This is a genomic window from Rhodopseudomonas infernalis (assembly GCF_022271405.1).
In the GTDB taxonomy this organism is placed as follows: Bacteria; Pseudomonadota; Alphaproteobacteria; order Rhizobiales; family Xanthobacteraceae; genus Rhodopseudomonas; species Rhodopseudomonas infernalis.
Genome location: NZ_JAJNAL010000006.1, coordinates 146,520 through 164,050 on the forward strand (window position 1 = coordinate 146,520; position 17,531 = coordinate 164,050).

The window sequence follows — 17,531 nt, forward strand, 5'->3', positions numbered from 1 at the left end:
CGCTACGGCGCCGTCGGGCGCGCCCACCAGGTTTCGGGCAGATAACCAGTCACCGCGGTTGCGTCGGGTCGTTCTATCCGATTCCAGCGGGCGATCCATTGCTCTTGGATGTTGTAGAGCGGGATCACGTAGAAGCCCGAGGTCAGCACGCGGTCGAGCGCACGCACCGCCGCCACGAAATCAGGCCGGCCTCGCGCAGCGACCATCGTTGCGATCAGCGCATCGATCGCCGGGTCCTTGACGCCCATGTAGTTACGCGTTCCCTGGATGTCGGCAGCTTCTGCCCCCCAGTAGAACGACTGCTCGTTGCCCGGCGACAGCGATTGGTCCCAGCGGTTCGGTATCATGTCGAAGTCGAACGTGATCCGTCGTTGGTCGAACTGCACCGCATCGACCACACGGACCGTGGCCTGCACGCCGATCCGCTTGACGTCGCGCGCAAAAGCCAGCGCGATGCGTTCCTGCTCACGGCTGGTGACGAGGATCTCGAAGCTCAGCGGCTGATGCGTGTCACGCCGTCGCATCACCGTGCCGTCGAGTTGATAACCGGCCTCGGACAGCAGCATCAGCGCGCGGCGCAGCGCGGTGCGGTCGCGGCCGGACGCATCGCTGACCGGCAGCCGGTAGCTGCCGTCGACGAAGTCGCGCCGCAGCCGCGCCAGATACGGATGAAGCAGCTTCAATTCCTCGGGTCCGGCGGGGCGACCATAAGCGGACAATTCCGAGCCGGCGAAGTAACCGCCGGCGCGGCTGTAAAGATCGAAGAAGTAGTTGCGGTTGATCCAGGCAAAGTCGAACATCTGCATCAGTGCTTCGCGCACGCGGATGTCGGCGAACACCGGCCGGCGGGTGTTGAAGACCAGGAACTCCGTCGGCTGCGGGGTTCCGGGCTTGATGACGTCGCGGATCACATCGCCGCTGCGCGCTGCCGGAAAGTCGTAGCCGTCGTGCCAGCGCAGCGGCTCGGTTTCGACGCGGTAGTCGTAGATCGAACGTTTGAACGCTTCGAACTGTGAGTTCGCCTCACGGAAATACTCGATGCGGACCTCGTCGAAGTTCCACAGTCCGCGATTGATCGGCAGCTCGCGGCCCCAGTAATCCGGATTGCGCGTCAGCGTGACACTGCTGCCGGCCTTCACGGCGCTGACGCGATACGGTCCCGATCCGATCGGCGGCGTCAGCGACGTGTCCTCGAACGTCTCGGTGTTCACCGCGTGTTTGGGGAAGATCGGCATCAGCCCGAGGATCAGCGGCAGCTCGCGATCCGGCACGTCGCCGAAATCGAACCGCACCGTACGAAGATCGGGAGCCGCGGCCCGGACCACCTTGGCGTAATAGAGCCGATGGTTAGGGCGGCCCTTGTCGCGCAGCAATTGCCAGGAGAACAACACGTCGTCGGCCGTCACCGGCATGCCGTCCGAAAATTTGGCGCGCGGATCAATGTGGAAGGTGACGTAGCTGCGGGCGTCGTCGGTCTCGACCGATCGTGCGAGCAAGCCATACAGCGTGAACGGCTCGTCATTGCCGCGGGCCATCAGGCTTTCGACCACATAGCCGCGGATACGCTGCACCGCGAGCCCGCGCACGATGAAGGGATTGAGGCTGTCGAAGGTCCCGAGCACGCCCTCGACCAGCCGGCCGCCTTTAGGCGCGTCCGGGTTGGCGTAGGGCAGCGCGGTGAAGTCGGCGGGCAGGGCCGGCTCGCCGTGCATCGCCATCGCATGCGAGGGTTGGGCTGCGCCCGTTCCGGCTTCGGCGTCGCTGCCGGGCACACTCGCCATCACCTGAGCGATCAAAATCGCCAGCGCGGCCGCCAGCAGGCGTGCGCCGGTCGCGAATCGGCTGTGTGATTCGGTGTCGTCCACCCAAAAGGATTTACCACAAGGGAGTGATCGAACGGGTCGCGGATGATTGCCGCCATTGATCTTTTCGTATGCCGTTGTATTGAAAGCGAGCACGCGGCGACGCCTGACCGGATCGTCACGTAACTGCCTCAATTGGCTCAGAGACACCGGCCCAACGGCCAGATTCCGGCCCCCGCGACGCTGCGGGGGGCGCGACCGTTTCAGAAAGGGTTTTCCGCAATGAAGTCTTGCAACTTGGTCGCGTCGGCCGGGCCGCGCGGGCGGGCATTAGCTCTGCTGACGGCGGCGGCTGTTTCCGCCCTGGCCGTCGCTTCCGCCGCGCAAGCGCAAGCCCCGCAGCCGCCGGCAGCCCAAAAGGCCGCTCCCGCCCCGAAGGCGGCACCCAAGGCCGCGCCGAAAGGCGGTCCTGCCGCGCAGGCGCCGGCCGCTGGAGCGCCGGCCGCCGGTCAGGCGCAGGAACAGCAGCAGGTTCAGTTGATCTACGCGCCCTGGACCAAGTTCTGTCTGAAGGGCCAGGACGCGAACGCCAAGCAGGTCTGCTTCACCGGCAAGGACGGCCGCATCGAGTCCGGCCAGCCGGTGATCGCCGCCGTGATCATCGAGCCGGAAGGCGAGCCGAAGAAGATCCTGCGCGTGACGCTGCCGCTCGGCATGCAGCTCGTGCACGGCACCCGCATCATCGTCGACAACAACCCGCCGCAGCAGAGCCCCTATGTGATCTGCTTCGCCAACGGCTGCATGTCAGACTACGAAGCCACGCCGGAAATGATCGCCAACATGAAGAAGGGCCAGAACCTCGTGGTTCAGGCGATCAATTCCAACGGCGCGCCGCTGACGCTGCCGCTGCCGCTGGCCGAGTTCGCCAAGGCCTATGACGGCCCGCCGACCGACCCGAAGCAGTTCGAAGAGACCCAGAAGAAGCTGCAGGAAGAGCTGCAGAAGCGTGCCGAAGAGCAGCGCAAGAAGCTCGAAGCGCAGGCGCCTGCCGGCGCCAATCCGGCCGCCAAGTAACGGCGGGTCTTTCGCGAATAAAAGAGGGCGCCCCAACGGGCGCCCTTTGTGTTTGTGGAGGTGGGTAAGGTCGATGCAGCAGCGAGGTCCGCGGCGCGCAGCCAGAATCCGTGCGAACTAATTGAGCGACGAGTTGCGTGGCCGATAGCCGCCGCCCTTGTCCCTCACGAAGATTTCGGCGACCTGCGAATGCCGGATCGGCTCGCCGGAATCATCGGGCAGCAAATTCTGCTCGGACACATAGGCGACGTATTCCGACTCCGCGTTCTCGGCGAGCAGGTGATAGAATGGCTGGTCCTTGTGCGGCCGGACCTCTTCCGGGATCGACAGCCACCATTCCTCGGTGTTGTTGAACTCAGGATCGATATCGAACACCACGCCGCGGAATGAAAATATCCGGTGGCGGACGATCTGTCCGATCTGGAATTTGGCGGTTCGCGTTTTGATCATCGGAGTCGCATAGACCAGGATTGCTGCCGATGCTAGTGCCTCGGTTTGAACGATCTTTCAACTGAAGTGCTAGAACGTTGTTTTCGTGCGTTTTCTTGCCGCCGGCGCCGGGCTTTTCGGAGCTCGTCCGGCGCGCCGGGCTGCCATGTCACGATCCCGTGCCCGGACGGTCGGTTGGCTGTTAGCCCTCGCGGGCTAACTTCTTACCGCTCGGCGCAAAGCGGACAGCGAAGAAAATGACATAATCGTTCTTGTGGGTCGCCTCGTCCGCAGGCTGGGGGATTTGAAAGCGTTCTAATTCGCTGGCATTCCGTCGATCTTTGAACTGCAGCATAATGTGTTCTCGATGGAACAGCATGATGCATCACGCTTACGACCGAATTTTCGATAGTTTTCGGATCCTCGACAGCAACAATCAGCTCATCGAGGATGTCTTCGCCCAACATGCGCTCTGGCTCGACCAACCGGGTTGCGCGATCCAGCGCACGGATTTCGAGTTGCCGGGCGACATGCGCACCGACGGTGTCCTGAAACCCGGTCTCTATCTGTCGATCGTGCTGGAGGGCGCAGGCGAGGGTGGTCCGCTGGAGGGCGATGGACGGCAGCGTTACGGTGAGAACGACTTGATCGCCATGGCGCTGCGTGAAGCCACGCGATGCGGTGGTGCGGCCGTGCGGGGCGCGCATATGCGCGCGATCGGGGTCGCATTTCCGTTGACCTCGATCAGCGCGCTCGGGCTCGAGCCCGATTTCATGGACCTGTTCAGCAAGACCGATCAGACGCTTCTCTATACGAAGGCAAAAGCGCCGCCGCGCGTGCAGGCTGTCGCCGCGGAGATGCTGAAGCCCACTATCGGGGGGCACGCCGGGCAATTGCTGCTCGGGGCGCAGGCGACCGAGATTCTGACCCGATCGATGTTCGTGCTGCGGCATCAGATCGACCTCGACGGCCCGACCGGGAACAAGCGCGACAGGCTGCAGGCGATCCGGGAATTGGTGCAGTCAGATCTGCGACACTCCTGGAGTATTGCGGAATTAGCCGATCGCGCCGGTTTTAGCCGCCGCACCTTCAATCTGCAGTTCCGCGCGGCGTACGGGGTGAGCGCCAGCGACTATCTACGTGCACTGCGGCTCGACGCGGCCAGGGATGCCCTGGTGCATCAGAACATGTCGATTGCGGATGCCGCCTATCACGTCGGCTATACCCATCCTGCCAACTTCGCCACCGCATTCCGACGCCGTTTCGGCTGCGCGCCGAGCCAATGTCGGGACGAGAAGATGGCTTGATCGGCCGCACGTGATCCGCGGGTCATAGTCTGCCGGATCTCGAACGCTTCAACACGCGATCAAAGATAATCGGCGCAAGCGCAAAGGCGAGTCTCTGTCAAATTTGGTTATTCCCTGAGCACGGCCACTGTGGTCGCGATGGGGATTTCGATGACACTGCGATCAGGCGACCTGGCGCCGAACACGTTCAAAGCGGCACTCACTCTGGCTGCCGTCGGGCTTGGCTTGCAGGTCGCTCCGGCATGGGCGCAGTCGTCGCAGAGGGCATCAGGAACAGCGCTTCCAGCCGTGATGGTCGATGCGCCAAACCGGTCACGCCCAGCGGCGCAGGCAACGCGGCGCGCTCCCACGGCCGCGACCGGACAGAGCAGGGTGCGTCGCAATGCGGGCATCGCTGCGCCGGTTGCGCCAACCGGGGAGCATACGGCGGGCGAGCGCGCCAATGGGCCCGTGGCAGGTTATCTCGCCACCCGCAGCGCCAGCGGCACCAAGACCGATACGCCACTGCTCGAAACGCCGCAGGCGATCTCCATCGTCACCCGTGACCAGATCCGGACGCAGGGGGCGCAGACGGTGATGGAGGCGCTGCACTACACGCCTGCGGTGTCGCTGGAGTCCTACAACGACGGCGCCTTCTTCGACTCGGTCAAGATCCGGGGCTTCGATGCGCCGCGCTACCTCGACGGCCTGCGGATTCCCACGGACTCCTCGATGTTCGCAGTGCCGCGGATCGAGACTTATGGCCTGAAGCGGATCGAGGTGCTGAAGGGCCCGTCGTCGGGCCTTTATGGCCAGTCCGAGCCCGGCGGCCTTCTCAACATGATCAGCAAGCGGCCGCAGGATCGCGCGCACTACGAAGTGCAGGGCACGTTCGGATCGTTCGATCGTCTGCAGGGCGCGTTCGACATCGGCGGTCCCGTCGACAAGAATGGCGAGTTGCTTTACCGCATCGTGGGTCTAGCCAGGCAGAGCGACACCCAGACCAATTTCGTCCAGGACAACAAGCTCTTCATCGCGCCGAGCCTGACCTGGCGGCCGTCCGTGGACACCAGCTTCACGGTGCTGTCGCACTATCAGAAGATCGACAACAAGGGCTATCAGCAATATGTGCCCGGCCAGGTGACGCTGTTGCCGAGCGCAGCCGGTCGGCTGTCGCGCAGCACTTATCTCGGTGAGCCCGGCCACGACCGTTACGTGCTGGAGCAGTCGTCGGTCGGCTATGCATTCGAGCATCGTTTCGACAACAATCTGCAGTTCCGCCAGAACCTGCGCTACATGGAAGTGTCGAACGACATGGTTGCGATGCGCGGCGATGCCTTCATGGCGCCCCGCACCTTTCTGCGCACGCCGATCCTCGTCAACACCAAGGCTAGCAACTTCACCATCGACAATCAGCTGCAGGCCGATTTCCGGACCGGGCCGATGACGCATAAGGTGCTTGCCGGATTCGACTATTTGAACACGCGCAGCACGAATGACAGCAAATACGGCGCGCCGGTATCGCCGATCGACGTCTTCAATCCCGTCTATGGCCGCCCGATCCCGCCGGTCAGCTCGCTATTCCAAGCAATCAATTTCGACAGCAGGGCAAGCCAGGCCGGCATCTATCTGCAGGACCAGATCAAGCTCGACCGCTGGACGCTGTCGCTGACCGGCAGGCAGGACTGGGCCAGCAGCAACGTCAACAGCATCGACGGCTTCTTCCCGCCGCCGGGACGCTATGTGCAGAGCGATTCTGCGATGACTGGACGCGTCGGTCTCAACTATCTGTTCGACATCGGCCTGTCGCCCTATGCCAATTACTCGACCTCGTTCGTCCCGAATTCGGGCGCGACCATCACGGGTAGCACGTTCAGGCCGACGACGGGCGAAGGCAAGGAAATCGGCATCAAGTTCATGCCGCGCGGGACCAACCTGATGTTCACCGCAGCACTGTTCGATATCGAGCAGAAGGATGTGCTGACGTCCAACCCCAGCAATCCATTCTATAACGTGCAGACGGACTCGGCGCGCGTGCGCGGCATCGAATTCGAGGCGCGTGGCAATGTCACCCGCGAATTCGAGGTCGTCGCCGGCTACAGCCACCTCGATCCGAAGGTGACGAACAGCATTGCCGGCAATAGCGGCAAGTATCTGCCCAACGTCAATCGCGACCAGGCCTCGCTCTGGGGCAAATACACTTGGTACGATGGCGGGCTGGCAGGTCTCGGCCTTGGTGCCGGTGTCCGTTATGTCGGCGAGAATTACGGCGACTCCGCCAATGCGCTCTATATCCCGTCCTATACGGTAGTCGACGCTGCCATCAGCTACGATTTCGGTTATCTGCGGCCGGATTTGAAGGGCTTCCGGGCGCAGATTAACGCCACCAACCTGGCCAACACCTATTACGTCACGTCCTGTCGCAGTGGTCTGGCCTATTGCGGATTGGGCGCCGGCCGCGCGGTGCTCGGTACGCTGACCTATGCCTGGAACTAAGGGAGCGCTGGCTTGACGTCCGGTCATTCATCGCTGCGCAAATGGATGTGGGTGCATAAATGGTCCAGCATCATCTGCACCACCCTCATGCTGATGCTGTGCGTGACCGGACTGCCATTGATCTTCCATCACGAGATCGATGATCTGTTGCATGAGCAAGTGAAACCGGCGCCGGTGGCGGCGGGAACTCCGTTGGCCAATCTCGATCAGGTGATCGCGAGCACGCTTGCGCATGAGCCCGGCCATGTCCCGCATTTCCTGATCTGGGATCCGGATGATGCTGCGACGGTGCTGGTCAGCATCGGCAAGTCAATCGACGGCGACCCGGCCGACAATCGCCTCGCCAAAGTGGATGCCTATCGCGCCACCTATCTTGAAGCGCCCGATGTCACGGGCCGCTTCACTTACATCATGCTGAAACTGCACACCGACATGTTCGCAGGGCTGCCGGGCAAGCTGTTCCTCGGTCTGATGGGCTTTCTGTTCTGCATCGCCATCGTTTCCGGCATCGTTGTGTATGCGCCTTCGATGCGGAAGCTTCGCTTCGGGGCCTATCGCAGGGATCGGCCGCGGATCGTGCGATGGCTCGATATTCATAATTTGTCCGGCATCCTGCTGGTGATGTGGATGCTGGTGGTCGGCTTCACCGGGGTGATCAACACCTGGGCCGATCTCGTGCTCAAGGTGTGGGAGTTCGGCCAGCTCGGCGAAATGACGGCGCCCTACAAGGATCGGCCACTGCCGGTGAATCCCGCGTCCATCGATGCCGCAGTCAATCTTGCGCGCAAGATCGCGCCAGACATGAAGCCGGCTTTTGTCGCATTTCCCGGTTCGATCTTCAGCAGCCGCGCGCACTATGCCGTCTTCATGCGCGGCAACACGCCACTGACGTCGCGGCTTGCCCGGCCGGTGCTGATCGACGCGCAGACCGGCGCCTTTACCGAGACCAGGGACCTGCCATGGTATGTCAAAACCCTGCTGATCTCGCAGCCGCTACATTTCGGCGACTATGGCGGACTGCCGCTGCGGATCATCTGGGCAATCCTCGATATCGTCACCATCGTGGTGCTGATCACAGGACTCTATCTGTGGCTCCGGCGACGACAACCGGTCAGGGCTCGCACGCGATCGCATGCTGAGGCGAGCCAAGCCGAGCAGGTGCTCTCGTCATGACGGATCCGGCGTTGCCGCAACACAGCGCGCGTTCCGATCGTCAGACCATCGGGCAGATCTTCCGCATGCCGACTGTGATCGGCGTGCTCAGCTCGATCGGCCTGGTGTCCGCGCTGGTCGGCGACGACGTATGGGATGGCGTGTCGTGGCTAACGCTGGGCCTTGCGATTGCGTTGTTCGCTTACTTTCTGCTTCGGCCGCGCCGCATGTCGTGAGCGCGTTCATACAGGGGGGCATCAGCATGGGATTCGGCTTCAAGGGCCCGCGCGCGGGACAGGTCATCGCTGATGAGGCAGCTTTACGCACGGTGTATCCCGAAGTGTCCAATCCGGTGCGCGACAAGGCGATTGATCATATCGACGACTTCGCGCGGCAGTTCATCGCGCTCTCGCCGTTTTTCTGCATCGGATCGAGCCGACCCGACAGCCTCGCGGATGTGTCGCCGCGCGGCGGCGAGCCGGGCTTTGTCCATGTGCTCGACGACAAACGGATCGCATTTCCGGACCGGCCCGGCAACAACCGGCTGGATACGCTGACCAACCTCGTGCATGCGCCAGCGGCAGGATTGCTGTTCCTGATCCCCGGCTTCGAGGAGACCCTGCGCATCAACGGGACGGCTTCGATCACAACCGATGCTGAACTGATGGAGCGCTTTATGGCCGATGGCAAACTGCCGCGTTCGGTCATCGTGGTGGAGGTGGTCGAAGTCTATCTACATTGTAGCAAGGCGCTGAAGCGGTCCGAGCTGTGGAATCCAGACAAGCGCATCGATCGATCGGTGCTGCCGACCTGGGGGCAGATGCTGCGAAAGCAGGGACGCGCATTCGTGCCGGCCAAACTGATCGACTTCGTGATCGGCCAGGACGCCAAGCGAAACCTGTATTGAGGCGGTTCGTTCGTTTGAATTTGCGGCCGAAAACGCCGAGCTTGATCGAATAGTCGTTCGGGCATCGCCTCTGCGGCCGTGATCAGCTGGTCGAGGCAAATGTTTCTGGGCTCTTCCTTCGGTGTCGGGAGGAAGCCAAAACCATCGCCTTGCAAAGCCTCACGCTTGTTCTCCTCGAGACAATTCTTCAAAACCTCAGAACACGCTCTACGTGCTAGGACCATCGCACGCCAATGTTCCTGCGATGTTCTTGCGTTGTCTTAATCAGCGCCGAAGCGGGGGTAGCGCGGGACGATAGAGTCTTCGGCCTGTCAATCGATTTGGAAGCAAACTGCCGCTTTGGCGGCCCTGGCGGAAAGATACTGGCAGGGAAAGGCCGAGGCCGTTTGCTGCAGCCGCATCTTGCCGGAGAGGCCTGAGAGGTGCTTCGGTAAATTGCCTAGTGTTCTCAACGGCCGATTGGACCATAGTCCGATGTGCCACAGACCTTTGGCTCGAAAGTCCAGAATTTTCGGTGTCCCAGCACCGCCGTCGTTGCCGCTCTGACCGTGATCCCCCGCACATGATCGATATCCTCAATCTGGCGCTTCCGTATTTCGGGCTGATCTTCGTCGGCTTCGCCTGTGGCCGGCTGAAACGGCTTCCGGAGAACGGCCTGGCCTGGATGAACTTCTTCCTGCTGTACGTGTCGCTGCCGGCGCTGTTCTTCCGCATCATGTCGAAGACGCCGTTCGAGGAACTGAACAACCTGCCGTTCGTGCTGGCGACGACGCTCGGCACCGCCATCGCGTTCTTTCTATCCGGCGCGCTCGGCCGGATCATCGGCGGGCTGTCGATCCGCGAAGCGACCATGGCGAGCCTCGCCGGCGGCTATGGCAATATCGGCTATATGGGGCCGGGGCTGGCGCTGGCGGTGCTGGGGCCCAAGGCCGCCGTGCCGGTGGCGCTGATCTTCTGCTTCGACAGCATCTTCCTGTTCTCGATCGTCCCGGTTGCGATGGCGCTGACCGCGGGCCAGCGGCGGCCGCTGCTGCCGACGATCCTGCACGTCGTGCGCGAGATCGTGCTGCATCCGCTGATCGTCGCGGCCTATCTCGGCGCCGCGGCCGCCGCGCTGCACCTGCATTTGCCGGCAGCGGTCGACAACACGCTGCAGTTTCTGCAGAACGCCGCCGCGCCGGTGGCGCTGTTCACGCTCGGCGTCACCGTCGCGCTACGCCCGTTCGGTCGCGTGCCGTGGGAGATTCCGTCACTGATCGGCGTGAAGCTGCTGCTGCATCCGGTGATCGCGCTCGGCCTGATGCTGGCGTTCGGACCGTTCACGCCGGAATGGGCCGGCACCGCAGTGCTGATGGCGTCGCTGCCGCCTGCGCTCAACGTCTTCGTGATCGCGCGTCAGTACAACACCTGGGTCGAGCCGGCGTCGGTCGCAGTGCTGATCGGCACGTTCGTGTCGGTCATCACGCTGACCACCGTGATGTGGTTGATCAAGACCGGCCACATGCCGCTGCTGTAACGATCAGAGCGACCGCCAGAACGGCGACAGACCTTCGCGCATCGCCATCCGCCGCAGCGGTCCGACCGAACTGATCAGTTGCATGCCGGCCGCGCGAGCCGCCTGCGCCGGCAACAGATTGCTCAGTAGCGTGCGATTGGCCATATCGATCGCGAAGGTGCGGCTGGCGACGTCGGCGCCGCGGGCACGGCCGAACCGCGCGATCACCGCGTCGCTGCCAGGATCTTGATCGCGCGCCATCGCGTCCTCGACGATGTCGGCAATGTCGCCGGCGTCGCGTAGGCCCATATTCAGTCCCTGCGCGCCGATCGGCGGCACCACATGGGCGGCTTCGCCGACCAGAACGATACGGTTGCGGCCATAGGCGCTCGGCTTTTCGATCGCGAGCGGAAACAGATTGCGCCCCGGCTCGACGCTGACCTTGCCGAAGATCGAATGCGATTGTTTCTCGGCGGCGGCCGACAATTCGTCGTCGCTGAGCGCCATCAGCCGCTGCGCTTCTTTCGGCGCGGCGACCCAGACGATGCTCATGCGACGGCCGGGCAGCGGAACGAACACGCACGGGCCTTCGGCGGTGTGGAATTCGGTCGAGATCTCGTTGTGCGGCCGTGACGTTGTGATGTTGAAGGTGAGGGCGGACTGGTTCAGCGCGCGACTGCGAACCGTGATGCCGGCGGCCTTGCGGCACGGCGAGTGGCGGCCGTCGGCGCCGATCACCAGCCGGCCGGCAATCGTCTCGCCCTGCCGGGTGCGGACAACAGCGGAGTCGTCCCGCGGCGCGACCGACTCGGCCTCGTCGTCGAAGCGATCGAGATTGCCGATCTCCTCGGCGGCCGCTTCCAGCGCCACCATCAAATTGCGGTTCTCGATGTTATAGCCGAACGCGTCCATGCCGATTTCGGCGGAGGTGAACCGAACCTCCGGGGCGCGGATCAGCCGGCCGGTGTCGTCGACCAGCCGCATCGTGCGCAGCGCCGCGGCCTTGCCGGCGCAGCGGCCCCAGACGCCGAGCTTCTCCAACAGGTCGATCGAATCGCCGAGCAGTGCCGTGGTGCGGTTGTCGGCGTAGGGCGCCTTGCGGGCGACCAGGGCGGTCAAGGCACCGGTGCCGGCCACCGCGAGCGCGGCCGCCAGTCCGGCGGGGCCGCCGCCGACGACGATGACATCATAACGGTTGGGTTCGATCAGGCTCTGGGTCATGCTGGAGACAATCGTCAGTCGCCGCGCCGATTTCAAGCCCGTACCGGAACATTAACGCTGCTGCGGTTTGGCGCGGCCGTTCAGGCGGACGGATAGGCAGACCCGCTGCGAACCTGATATGCCGATGATCAGATGAATCCGCTGGACCAGACGCCATCGCCGCCGGCCACGCGCACCCGCCGCCTGGCCGCGTTCTCGGTGCATCTGCTGACCGCCGCCGGCGCCGGCATTGCGCTGTTGGCGATGCTGGAGGCTGTCCGCGCCCATTGGGCCGCGATGTTCGGCTGGCTCGGGCTGGCGCTGCTGGTGGACGCGATCGACGGTCCGCTCGCCCGCCGCCTCGACGTCGGCCGGCTGCAGCCAGACTGGTCGGGCGACGTGCTCGATCTCGTTGTCGACTTCCTGACCTATGTGTTCGTCCCGGCCTACGCGATCGCGGCCAGCGGGCTGCTGCTGCCGATCGCCGCGCCGGTGCTTGGTGTCGGCATCGTGGTCAGTTCGGCACTCTATTTCGCCGACCGGCGGATGAAGACGGACGACAATCACTTTCGCGGGTTCCCTGCGTTGTGGAATGCGGCGGCGTTCTACCTGTTCCTGCTGCATCCGCCCGCGCTGATCGGAAGTCTCGCCATTGCCGCTCTGATCGTGCTGACGTTTGTTCCTGTGCATGTACTGCACCCGGTTCGGGTAGCGCGACTACGCGAATTCAACCTGACGCTGATGGCGCTCTGGAGTGTGCTGGCGGCCTATGCCCTCGTGCGACACTTCGCCGTGCCGGCCCCAATCACCATCACGCTTTGTGCGATAGCGCTCTATATAGTCGCGGCTGACGCCGCAATCCGCATCTATCAACGAGTCCGAAGATGATCGACCTGATCTACAGCCCGGAAGCCTGGGCTGCACTGCTGACCCTGACCGCGCTCGAGATCGTGCTCGGCATCGACAACATCATCTTCCTCTCGGTGCTGGTGTCCCGCATCCCCGAACCGCAGGCGACTCGCGCCCGCCGGATCGGTCTGGCGCTCGCGCTGATCTTCCGCCTGATTCTCCTCAGCCTGCTGGTCTGGCTGACCGGGCTCACGGCACCGGTCTTCAGTCTGGCCGGGCAGGACTTCTCATGGCGCGACATCATCCTGATCCTCGGCGGTCTGTTCCTGATCGCCAAGGCGACGCACGAGATCCACGCCGAGGTCGAAGCACGCGACGCCGAGCACAAGACCTCGGACGTGCAGAAGGCGTTCTTCTGGGTGATCGTGCAGATTGTCATCATCGACCTGGTGTTCTCGGTCGACTCGATCATCACGGCGATCGGCATGGCCGAGCATATCGAGATCATGGTCGCCGCGGTGCTGATCGCGATGGCGGTGATGTACATCTCGTCCGGCCCGGTGGCGCGGTTCGTCTCCGAACATCCGACCACGAAGATGCTGGCGCTGGCATTCCTGGTGCTGATCGGTGTCGCGCTGGTGGCAGACGGCTTCGAGTTTCACATTCCGCGCGGCTACATCTACTTCGCGATCCTGTTCTCGGCCGCGGTCGAACTGTTCAACGTCCTGGCGAAACGCAACCGCAGCAAAGCGCTCTGACGCCTGCTGCGGAGGCCGCTCCTCCCCAACGACGGTCGGTTGACAATGCCATGGGGATGGCATTCGGTTGCCGGGCAGATTTATTCCCAAGGGGACGAGAATGACAAAAGCGGTGCGGGTGCATCAGGTTGGCGGGCCGGAGGCGCTGGTCTATGAGGACGTCGAACTGACGCCTCCCGGCGATGGCGAAGTCCGCATCCGCCAGCATGCCGTCGGGCTGAACTATATCGACGTGTACTTCCGCACCGGCCTGTACAAGGCGCCGACGATGCCGTTCGTCGCCGGCAACGAGGCGGCCGGCGAGGTGGTGGCGGTCGGTCCGCACGTCACCAATTTCCACCCCGGTGACCGCGTCGCCTATTACTCGAACCTCGGCGGCTATGCGACCGAGCGCAACATCGAGGCCGCGAGGCTGGTCAAGCTGCCCGATCATATCACCTATGAGCAAGGCGCCGTGCTCATGCTCAAGGGGCTGACTGTGTGGTATCTGCTGCACAAGACCTTCAAGGTCGAGTCCGGCCATCGCGTCTTGATCCATGCGGCGGCTGGCGGCATAGGCCTGCTCGCGTGCCAGTGGGCACGGGCGCTCGGTGCTCATGTGATCGGCACCGTCGGTTCCAAGGCGAAGGCTGATCTGGCGCTCGCCAATGGCTGCGATCACGTCATCCTTTACAACGAGGAAGACTTCGTCGCGCGGGTGAAGCAGATCAGCCGCAACGAACTCTGCGACGTGGTCTATGACGGCGTCGGCAAGACCACGTTCCCGGGCTCGCTGAAGTGCATCAAGCCGCGCGGCCTGTTCGTGTCGTTCGGCAATGCCTCAGGCCCGGTGCCGCCGTTCTCGCTCGCCGAACTCAACGCCCACGGCTCGCTGTTCGCGACCCGTCCGAAGCTCAACGACTACATCGGCACCCGCAAGGAACTGATCGAAGGCGCCGACACGCTGTTCTCGGCGGTGATCGAGGGCAAGCTGCACGTGCCGATCAATCACGCCTACGCGCTGAAGGACGCCGCCAAGGCGCATATCGATCTGGAAGGGCGCGTGACGACAGGTGCGTCGATCTTGAAGCCGTAAGGCACAGCGGCTGTCTCACAAGACGTCGTCGTCCCCCGCGAAAGCGGGGGATCCAGTATTGCAGAGAGTTGAGGGCCGATCGCCAGCGCTCTGGATACTGGGTCGCCCGGTCAAGCCGGGCGATGACTACTGAAAGTGTGTCGACTGCCGCGGGGAGAAGACGCTGGCGCGATCGCCCGACTTTGCTACTCGACTCAGAACCCCGCCACCGTCCCGTGCAGATCATACGCGTCGGCGCGGTCGATCTTGGCGGTGACGATTTCGCCGACGCGGAGCGGGCGGCGGCTGGTTAGATAGACGCTGCCGTCGATTTCGGGTGCGTCCGCCTTGGAGCGCCCCTTGGCGACAGTGGGGCCGATCTCGTCGATGATCACCTGCTGGCGCGTGCCGACCTTGCGCTTCAGCCGCCGCGCCGAGATCGCTTGCTGGCGTGACATCAGCCGGTTCCAGCGGTCCTGCTTGACCTCGTCGCTGACCTGGCCCTCGATCGCGTTCGACGGTGCGCCGGCGACCGGCTCGTATTTGAACGCGCCCAGTCGGTCGATCTCCGCTTCGTCGAGCCAGTCGAGCAGGAACTCGAAGTCGCGCTCGGTTTCGCCAGGGAAGCCGACGATGAAGGTCGAGCGCAGCGCCAGCTCGGGACATTCGGCGCGCCAGCGCTTGATCCGGTCGAGCGTCTTGTCCTGCGCGGCCGGGCGCTTCATCAGTTTGAGCACGTCGGGGCTGGCGTGCTGGAACGGGATGTCGAGATAGGGCAGCACCTTGCCTTCGGCCATCAGGCCGATCACTTCGTCGACATGCGGATAGGGATAGACGTAGTGCAGCCGCACCCAGGCGCCGAGCTCGCCGAGTTCGCGGGCGAGGTCGATGAACTTGGCACGGACCGAGCGATCCTTCCAGGTGCTCTCGGCGTATTTCAGGTCGACGCCATAGGCCGAGGTGTCCTGCGAGATCACCAGCAGTTCCTTGACGCCGGCCGCGACCAGCTTCTCGGCTTCGCGCAGCACTTCGGCGGCGGGGCGCGAGACGAGATCGCCGCGCAGCTTCGGAATTATGCAGAAGCTGCAGCGATTGTTGCAGCCCTCGGAAATCTTCAAATACGCGTAGTGCCGCGGCGTCAGCCGGATGCCTTGCTCGGGCACGAGGTCGAGATGCGGATTGTGCAGCGCCGGCTTGGCGCGGTGCACCGCATCGAGCACGCTCTCATATTGCTGCGGACCGGTGATCGACAGCACGCCCGGATAGGCCTGCTCGATCTGCTCGGGCTCGGCACCCATGCAGCCGGTGACGATCACCTTGCCGTTGCTGGCCATCGCTTCGCCGATCGCCGCCAGCGACTCCTGCTTGGCGCTGTCGAGGAAGCCGCAGGTGTTCACGATCACCAGATCAGCGCCGTCGTGCTGCCGCGCGAGTTCGTAACCCTCGGCGCGCAACCGGGTGATGATCCGCTCGGAATCCACCAGCGCTTTCGGGCATCCCAACGAGACGAAACTGATCTTTGGCGCTGCGGCCTGCTGCATTGGTCCAAAACTGCCTGATTGAAGGCCCCGAGCTAAACCGGTTCGACTGTCCTGGCAAGCCTGCCCGGAACTGAAGCCGCGCTAGAACGGACATCTCCGAAGCCGGTTCCCCTGAGAGAATTCGTTCTAGCACGGGGACCCGAGCGACAGGTTCATTGTTATTACGGCGGCCGCCTTGCGGACGCAGGCGTTCAGGCTTTTCTGTTGCTCTGGAACACGGGAGTGCGAACGATGCGACGGCAGGTTTCACCGATTCAGACCCAGGCGGCCCCGCGTGAGCGGACCTGGCCGGCGTTCCTTGCCAATGCCGAGGTTCTGATGGTCAGCGCTGCCTTCGGCCTGATCGCTGCAATCGTCATCGGCGCTCCGCATTTGCGGCTGCCGTAGCATCAGTCGTGAGAGCCGCTGCCGGCCTGGGTTCGCACGACCCGCGCGGCGGGTGCGATTGCCGAGTTGGCAAAGTGACGAACTATGACGCTGGCTAAGGCCTCCGCAGCGGCATTGGAACTGCGAGCAGACCGATAGAGCACGAGGTCGACTTTCGGCAGCGCTGGGAAGGTGTCGCCTCGGCCCAACACACGCATCCCCGGCAGCACTGAACTCTTTCCGACCACGCTGACGGCAATCCCGGCGAACACCGCGGCTTGAATGCCGCTGATGCTTTCGCTGACGCAGCTGAGCCGCCACGTCCGGCCGATGCTTTCCAGCGCAGCCAGTCCGAAATCGCGGAAGATGTTGCCGGGCGGCAGCATCGCCAGCGGCACCGGATTGTCGAGGTGGACCGAACCGCGCTCGGACGCCACCCACACCAGCGTTTCCTGTGCTACCAACTCGCCGACCTTGAACGCCGGCATGCCGGTGACGATCGCAAGATCGATCTCTGCACGCTCGACCGCCGCCATCAGCTTGCTCGACAGCGTGCATCTGAGTTCGACGTCGACATTAGGATAGGCGCTGCGAAACTCGGCCAGGATGCCGGGAAGCAAATACGCTGCGTATAGATCCGGTATTCCGAGCACGACGACGCCGTCGAGCTTAGGTGCAGCGAGCCGTGCGCGTAGCTCGTCCTGCAGACCCATGATGGTGCGCGCATAGCCGAGCACCAGCTCGCCGTGATTGGTCAACACAAGCCTGCGGCCGACCTTTGAGAACAGCGGCGCGCCGGTGGCTTCCTCCAGCCGGTTTAGTTGCAGGCTGACGGCCGGCTGGGTTCTTCCAAGCCGGCGCGATGTTTCCGAGAAGCTGCCAGTCTGAACCAGGACGATGAAGGTCTGCAGCAGGCGAAGATCGAGCGGAGCGAGCATCGTTCTATTAAGCCCGCTTATCAAAACGATATAAACAATAAATTTCACCTGTTGTTGCGTCGCACATACAGTGGCTTGCCGGGAACATCAGCGAGGAAGCCATGCACACCACCAGTCGCCGTCAGTTCATCCGCCTCGGGGGCCCCCCCCCCCCCCCCGCCGCCCCCCCCCCCCCCCCCCCCCC

The 17,531-nt window shown here is 63.5% G+C and carries 17 protein-coding genes; 11 read left to right on the forward strand and 6 right to left on the reverse strand.

What is annotated here, in order from left to right:
• Positions 1 to 2: 2 nt before the first annotated feature.
• Positions 3 to 1,781, reverse strand: a complete 1,779-nt coding sequence (locus tag LPW26_RS06630) for an extracellular solute-binding protein (protein ID WP_238733659.1) — start codon at positions 1,779 to 1,781, stop codon at positions 3 to 5.
• 303 nt (positions 1,782 to 2,084) lie between these two features.
• On the opposite strand from LPW26_RS06630, the gene LPW26_RS06635 reads away from it, so the two are divergent.
• The gene (locus LPW26_RS06635) at positions 2,085 to 2,876 is read left to right on the forward strand and encodes an invasion associated locus B family protein (protein WP_238733625.1); all 792 of its coding nucleotides are present in this window, start codon (positions 2,085 to 2,087) and stop codon (positions 2,874 to 2,876) included.
• Positions 2,877 to 2,993: 117 nt separating this feature from the next.
• On the opposite strand, the gene hspQ is transcribed toward LPW26_RS06635, so the two are convergent.
• Both hspQ and LPW26_RS06645 read right to left on the reverse strand, forming a co-directional pair.
• A complete protein-coding gene (hspQ, locus tag LPW26_RS06640) occupies positions 2,994 to 3,326 on the reverse strand; it encodes a heat shock protein HspQ (protein WP_238733627.1) in 333 nt (110 codons plus the stop codon).
• Positions 3,327 to 3,507: 181 nt separating this feature from the next.
• Complete coding sequence (locus tag LPW26_RS06645; protein ID WP_238733630.1) at positions 3,508 to 3,660, reverse strand: hypothetical protein; 153 nt, start codon at positions 3,658 to 3,660, stop codon at positions 3,508 to 3,510.
• A 25-nt stretch (positions 3,661 to 3,685) separates the two neighbouring features.
• Between LPW26_RS06645 and LPW26_RS06650 the strand changes: the two genes are divergently transcribed.
• The 6 genes from LPW26_RS06650 to LPW26_RS06675 all read left to right on the forward strand — a co-directional run bounded on the left by LPW26_RS06650 (position 3,686) and on the right by LPW26_RS06675 (position 10,662).
• Positions 3,686 to 4,612 (forward strand): helix-turn-helix transcriptional regulator, encoded by a 927-nt coding sequence (locus tag LPW26_RS06650; RefSeq protein ID WP_238733632.1) that lies wholly within the window; start codon positions 3,686 to 3,688, stop codon positions 4,610 to 4,612.
• 450 nt (positions 4,613 to 5,062) lie between these two features.
• Complete coding sequence (locus LPW26_RS06655; RefSeq protein WP_238733634.1) at positions 5,063 to 7,087, forward strand: TonB-dependent siderophore receptor; 2,025 nt, start codon at positions 5,063 to 5,065, stop codon at positions 7,085 to 7,087.
• A gap of 45 nt (positions 7,088 to 7,132) precedes the next feature.
• Positions 7,133 to 8,260: a PepSY-associated TM helix domain-containing protein gene (locus LPW26_RS06660; protein WP_263858967.1), complete on the forward strand. Its 1,128-nt coding sequence runs from the start codon at positions 7,133 to 7,135 to the stop codon at positions 8,258 to 8,260.
• A complete protein-coding gene (locus tag LPW26_RS06665) occupies positions 8,257 to 8,475 on the forward strand; it encodes a hypothetical protein (protein ID WP_238733635.1) in 219 nt (72 codons plus the stop codon). Before LPW26_RS06660 ends, LPW26_RS06665 begins: the two co-directional genes overlap by 4 nt.
• A complete protein-coding gene (locus LPW26_RS06670; RefSeq protein WP_238733637.1) occupies positions 8,391 to 9,146 on the forward strand; it encodes an MSMEG_1061 family FMN-dependent PPOX-type flavoprotein in 756 nt (251 codons plus the stop codon). The genes LPW26_RS06665 and LPW26_RS06670 overlap by 85 nt, the downstream gene beginning before the upstream one ends.
• Before the next feature lie 562 nt (positions 9,147 to 9,708).
• Positions 9,709 to 10,662 (forward strand): AEC family transporter, encoded by a 954-nt coding sequence (locus LPW26_RS06675; protein WP_238733639.1) that lies wholly within the window; start codon positions 9,709 to 9,711, stop codon positions 10,660 to 10,662.
• A 3-nt stretch (positions 10,663 to 10,665) separates the two neighbouring features.
• Here the strand turns inward: LPW26_RS06675 and LPW26_RS06680 are convergent, their stop codons facing one another.
• Positions 10,666 to 11,862, reverse strand: a complete 1,197-nt coding sequence (locus LPW26_RS06680) for a UbiH/UbiF family hydroxylase (protein WP_238733643.1) — start codon at positions 11,860 to 11,862, stop codon at positions 10,666 to 10,668.
• A 132-nt stretch (positions 11,863 to 11,994) separates the two neighbouring features.
• Here LPW26_RS06680 and pcsA point away from each other — a divergent pair, with 132 nt between their 5' ends.
• The 3 genes from pcsA to LPW26_RS06695 all read left to right on the forward strand — a co-directional run bounded on the left by pcsA (position 11,995) and on the right by LPW26_RS06695 (position 14,523).
• Entirely contained in the window at positions 11,995 to 12,729 is a 735-nt protein-coding gene (pcsA, locus tag LPW26_RS06685) for a phosphatidylcholine synthase (RefSeq protein WP_238733645.1), read from the forward strand.
• A complete protein-coding gene (locus tag LPW26_RS06690) occupies positions 12,726 to 13,448 on the forward strand; it encodes a TerC family protein (RefSeq protein WP_238733647.1) in 723 nt (240 codons plus the stop codon). Before pcsA ends, LPW26_RS06690 begins: the two co-directional genes overlap by 4 nt.
• Positions 13,449 to 13,548: 100 nt before the next feature.
• Positions 13,549 to 14,523: a quinone oxidoreductase family protein gene (locus LPW26_RS06695; RefSeq protein WP_238733648.1), complete on the forward strand. Its 975-nt coding sequence runs from the start codon at positions 13,549 to 13,551 to the stop codon at positions 14,521 to 14,523.
• A gap of 194 nt (positions 14,524 to 14,717) precedes the next feature.
• Here the strand turns inward: LPW26_RS06695 and rimO are convergent, their stop codons facing one another.
• Entirely contained in the window at positions 14,718 to 16,043 is a 1,326-nt protein-coding gene (gene rimO / locus LPW26_RS06700; RefSeq protein WP_238733651.1) for a 30S ribosomal protein S12 methylthiotransferase RimO, read from the reverse strand.
• Positions 16,044 to 16,274: 231 nt separating this feature from the next.
• On the opposite strand from rimO, the gene LPW26_RS06705 reads away from it, so the two are divergent.
• Entirely contained in the window at positions 16,275 to 16,430 is a 156-nt protein-coding gene (locus tag LPW26_RS06705) for a hypothetical protein (RefSeq protein WP_238733653.1), read from the forward strand.
• A gap of 2 nt (positions 16,431 to 16,432) precedes the next feature.
• Here the strand turns inward: LPW26_RS06705 and LPW26_RS06710 are convergent, their stop codons facing one another.
• Positions 16,433 to 17,347 (reverse strand): LysR substrate-binding domain-containing protein, encoded by a 915-nt coding sequence (locus LPW26_RS06710; protein ID WP_238733655.1) that lies wholly within the window; start codon positions 17,345 to 17,347, stop codon positions 16,433 to 16,435.
• Between the last annotated feature and the right edge of the window lie 184 nt (positions 17,348 to 17,531).

Coding starts and splice junctions, on each gene's coding strand:
- LPW26_RS06630 (WP_238733659.1), bottom strand. CDS start 1,781: ATGGCGAGTGTGCCCGGCAGCGACGCCGAAGCCGGAACGGGCGCAGCC.
- LPW26_RS06635 (WP_238733625.1), top strand. CDS start 2,085: ATGAAGTCTTGCAACTTGGTCGCGTCGGCCGGGCCGCGCGGGCGGGCA.
- hspQ (WP_238733627.1), bottom strand. CDS start 3,326: ATGATCAAAACGCGAACCGCCAAATTCCAGATCGGACAGATCGTCCGC.
- LPW26_RS06645 (WP_238733630.1), bottom strand. CDS start 3,660: ATGCTGCAGTTCAAAGATCGACGGAATGCCAGCGAATTAGAACGCTTT.
- LPW26_RS06650 (WP_238733632.1), top strand. CDS start 3,686: ATGCATCACGCTTACGACCGAATTTTCGATAGTTTTCGGATCCTCGAC.
- LPW26_RS06660 (WP_263858967.1), top strand. CDS start 7,133: ATGTGGGTGCATAAATGGTCCAGCATCATCTGCACCACCCTCATGCTG.
- LPW26_RS06665 (WP_238733635.1), top strand. CDS start 8,257: ATGACGGATCCGGCGTTGCCGCAACACAGCGCGCGTTCCGATCGTCAG.
- LPW26_RS06670 (WP_238733637.1), top strand. CDS start 8,391: ATGGGATGGCGTGTCGTGGCTAACGCTGGGCCTTGCGATTGCGTTGTT.
- LPW26_RS06675 (WP_238733639.1), top strand. CDS start 9,709: ATGATCGATATCCTCAATCTGGCGCTTCCGTATTTCGGGCTGATCTTC.
- LPW26_RS06680 (WP_238733643.1), bottom strand. CDS start 11,862: ATGACCCAGAGCCTGATCGAACCCAACCGTTATGATGTCATCGTCGTC.
- pcsA (WP_238733645.1), top strand. CDS start 11,995: ATGAATCCGCTGGACCAGACGCCATCGCCGCCGGCCACGCGCACCCGC.
- LPW26_RS06690 (WP_238733647.1), top strand. CDS start 12,726: ATGATCGACCTGATCTACAGCCCGGAAGCCTGGGCTGCACTGCTGACC.
- LPW26_RS06695 (WP_238733648.1), top strand. CDS start 13,549: ATGACAAAAGCGGTGCGGGTGCATCAGGTTGGCGGGCCGGAGGCGCTG.
- rimO (WP_238733651.1), bottom strand. CDS start 16,043: ATGCAGCAGGCCGCAGCGCCAAAGATCAGTTTCGTCTCGTTGGGATGC.
- LPW26_RS06705 (WP_238733653.1), top strand. CDS start 16,275: ATGCGACGGCAGGTTTCACCGATTCAGACCCAGGCGGCCCCGCGTGAG.
- LPW26_RS06710 (WP_238733655.1), bottom strand. CDS start 17,347: ATGCTCGCTCCGCTCGATCTTCGCCTGCTGCAGACCTTCATCGTCCTG.